Source organism: Streptococcus sp. 1449 (genome assembly GCF_013276805.1).
In the GTDB taxonomy this organism is placed as follows: Bacteria; Bacillota; Bacilli; order Lactobacillales; family Streptococcaceae; genus Streptococcus; species Streptococcus pseudopneumoniae.
The window spans coordinates 1-2,790 of record NZ_VMLS01000056.1 but is presented as its reverse complement, the minus strand read 5'-3'; the positions used below and the strand labels follow the sequence as shown (position 1 = coordinate 2,790).

Sequence of the window (2,790 nt, the reverse complement as noted above, 5' to 3'; positions counted from 1 at the left end):
CAGGAAAATCGCATGACAGCCATAGAAAAAGACATTGAGAACTTACGCGAATTTCGAATGTCGGCTAACAAAAGACTGGATAACCATGACGAACAAAACAAGGCTATTCTGGTGCTGGCTGAACAGGTCAAATCGCTAGGTGAAGATGTGAGAGAACTGAAAACCTTGATACAAAGTAAACAGTAAAGAAAGAGGTGCAGAATGGTCTGTAATCTCAATATGACCAATCTCGCACAGATTGACGGCGGTCACCTGATTAAGCAAGGGGACTTGGCTTCCACCTTTGGTTTTGCCCTCTTAGACGAAGACTACCAAGTCATCTCCTCTCTGGAAGGGGAGCAGGCGCTGATCAGTCTGACCAAGGAGGGCTACCAGTGGAAGAAGCAGGTAGCTGTTACCAGTCAAGGTGTGAGTTTCCATCTGGACGCTATCTTGCCGATTGGGAGTTATCGCTTGGAAATCACGGCTGGAGGCTATGTTTTCCCTAGTGATAAATCTGTCCATATCAAGATAGTCGCCTCAGATAAGGAATTGGTTACAGAAGAAGTCCATGCTTTAAAAGAGCTGGATATTGCAAAAGAAGTCGAAAAACAGCTTGCAGGTAGAACTGTAGGCGAGAGCCCAGTAGGTCAGGAATTGCCAGACCTGCTCTTTTATTACAATTTAGGAAAGGTGTAACACAAAATGGATACTACAAAATTAACAGCATTCGCACAGGCAGTGGGGGAAGATAACAAAAAGGTAAACGAAGAGCTGAAAACGAAAGTCAGCACGTCTGACATGAACCAAGCAATTACCCGTGCTAAATCCGAGGTTAAGGCTGAAATCTTGGGTGAAGGTACCCCTGAGAATTTGGACACACTGAAAGAAATCGCAGAAAAAATCACAAGTATGGGACAAGATGAAAATAGCGCACTTCTTGGCAAAGTAACTGAAGTCAGCGGACGTGTAGACCAGATTGCCAACCTTGACTTGGTCGCAACCTATAACGCAGCGAAAGCGTGAGTGCTATGAGTAACCTTGAAAATCTAGCAAGAGCAATCGGTGAGGATGTCAAGGCTATCAAAGAAGACTCAGAGCTAAAGGATAGGGAGGTTAAGAAAAGACTGGACACCCTTGAGAGTAGACCGAAAGTCCATCCAGAAACCCTCGTTACAAAAGCGGAGCTGGAAGAGAAAGGCTACTTGACCTCCCACCAAGACTTGTCTACTTATGCCCAAAAATGGGAGTTGTACAATGATATCCCCATCAAGGCTAGGATTTCCGCCTTAGAAAATCGTCCATCATTCGATACGCTGACACCGACTCAACGGGATAGCTTAAAAGGGGATAATGGGCATAGTTTGAATGCCAGCGTTCGTATTGAGGGTTCTTATAAGAATGGCTCTACTAGCCGATTGAATTTGTTTGCGGATGTATTCTACGATGGCGAAGCAGTCACGAGCGGCTATACTCTTGATTATTACTACCGTGGTTTTGGCTATACAAACTGGCGTTCTTTGAGAAATCAGACCCCTGATTCAGCAGGAAAATTTGGCACATGGAGTGCTTCTCAGCGTTCTGGTGGTTGGTTTGAAGTTCGCATTGAAGTGAATTACAGAGGATTGAGAGCCTCTGCTTTTACCCATTTGGATAATGTCAACGATGGTGAACAAGGGCGAAGTGGAGTTCCAGGTCAGAACATTGTCAATCAGAACGGTTCGCAGGCACTCAACTATTGGGCCGGTACGCAAGAGCAGTACGATGCTATTACTACCAAAGACCCTCACACGATTTACGATATTTTTAAGTAGGTGAAGCTATGAGAGATAGAGTAAGAATCATGTTAGGAAGTAGAGAGATTGTCAAGCGCTATATTGGCGATAGGTTGGTGTGGTCGAGTGGACCGTCATTATTATTGGAAGTGTTAAACACAAGAATGTGGCAGTACTGGGGTGGGTACAATATTGATATTAAAGGTAATGATATTAAGGTTGCTGCTATACGATATGTACAACTCAATAATAGCAAATTAATAAGAATTCAGGCTGATATGTATAACCGAGGAGTCATATATCTAACTGGTACAAACTTAAGGGAGTATATAGGTAGCGTTAATGTTAAGTTTTATAGAGAATAGAAAGGGAACAACACATGACACAATTTAACGAACTCATCATTGCCTTTGCGACAGGCTTTTTAGCGGTAGTCGCAGGCAGCATGGTAAAAACAGTAAAAGATTATCTTTTGCGAAAAGGCGGAGAGAAAGCGGTGATTATCGCTGAAATCCTAGCCAAGAACGCAGTTCATGCCGTGGAGCAGGTAGCTCAAGAGACAGGTTTTAAAGGTGATGAAAAGCTTGAACAAGCTCGTGCTAAAATCCGTGCAGAGCTGACCAAATATAAGATCAGCATGACCGATAAGGACTTGGATACCTTTGTGGAGTCCGCAGTGAAGCAGATGAACGACGCTTGGAAAGGACAAGAGTAATGGATATCGATACAAGCAGACTACGTACAGGCTTGCCACAGGTTGGGGTGCAGCCTTACCGACAAGTCCATGCCCACTCAACAGGCAACCGCAACTCAACAGCTCAGAATGAGGCAGACTACCACTACAGAAAGAACCCTGAGCTTGGCTTCTTCTCTCATGTCGTTGGTAACGGTCGTGTCATGCAAGTAGGCCCTGTAAACAAGGGAATGTGGGACGTTGGTGGCGGTTGGAATGCGGAAAGCTATGCGGCAGTTGAATTGATTGAAAGCCATTCAACTACAGAAGAGTTCATGGCTGACTACCGTCTGTATATCGAAC

At 44.5% G+C, this 2,790-nt stretch carries 6 protein-coding genes and 1 pseudogene; all 7 read left to right on the top strand.

From position 1 onward, the window contains the following. On the top strand, window positions 1-186 hold a 186-nt coding region (locus HT687_RS09565), incomplete at its 5' end, for a hypothetical protein (RefSeq protein WP_205403301.1). 15 nt (window positions 187-201) lie between these two features. Further along, a complete protein-coding gene (locus HT687_RS09560) occupies window positions 202-678 on the top strand; it encodes a hypothetical protein (RefSeq protein ID WP_023937796.1) in 477 nt (158 codons plus the stop codon). A 6-nt stretch (window positions 679-684) separates the two neighbouring features. Beyond that, window positions 685-1,005 carry a hypothetical protein gene (locus HT687_RS09555; protein WP_000381731.1) on the top strand — a complete coding sequence of 107 codons (321 nt, stop codon included), beginning with the start codon at window positions 685-687 and terminating at the stop codon, window positions 1,003-1,005. Window positions 1,006-1,010: 5 nt separating this feature from the next. Continuing rightward, complete coding sequence (locus HT687_RS09550; RefSeq protein ID WP_000067166.1) at window positions 1,011-1,793, top strand: hypothetical protein; 783 nt, start codon at window positions 1,011-1,013, stop codon at window positions 1,791-1,793. A gap of 8 nt (window positions 1,794-1,801) precedes the next feature. Next, window positions 1,802-2,119 (top strand): hypothetical protein, encoded by a 318-nt coding sequence (locus HT687_RS09545; RefSeq protein WP_023937803.1) that lies wholly within the window; start codon window positions 1,802-1,804, stop codon window positions 2,117-2,119. Window positions 2,120-2,133: 14 nt separating this feature from the next. Beyond that, window positions 2,134-2,469 (top strand): phage holin, encoded by a 336-nt coding sequence (locus HT687_RS09540; RefSeq protein ID WP_138700001.1) that lies wholly within the window; start codon window positions 2,134-2,136, stop codon window positions 2,467-2,469. Beyond that, a pseudogene (locus HT687_RS09535) lies at window positions 2,469-2,790 on the top strand (N-acetylmuramoyl-L-alanine amidase); the annotation flags it as partial. The gene HT687_RS09540 and the pseudogene HT687_RS09535, both read left to right, overlap by 1 nt.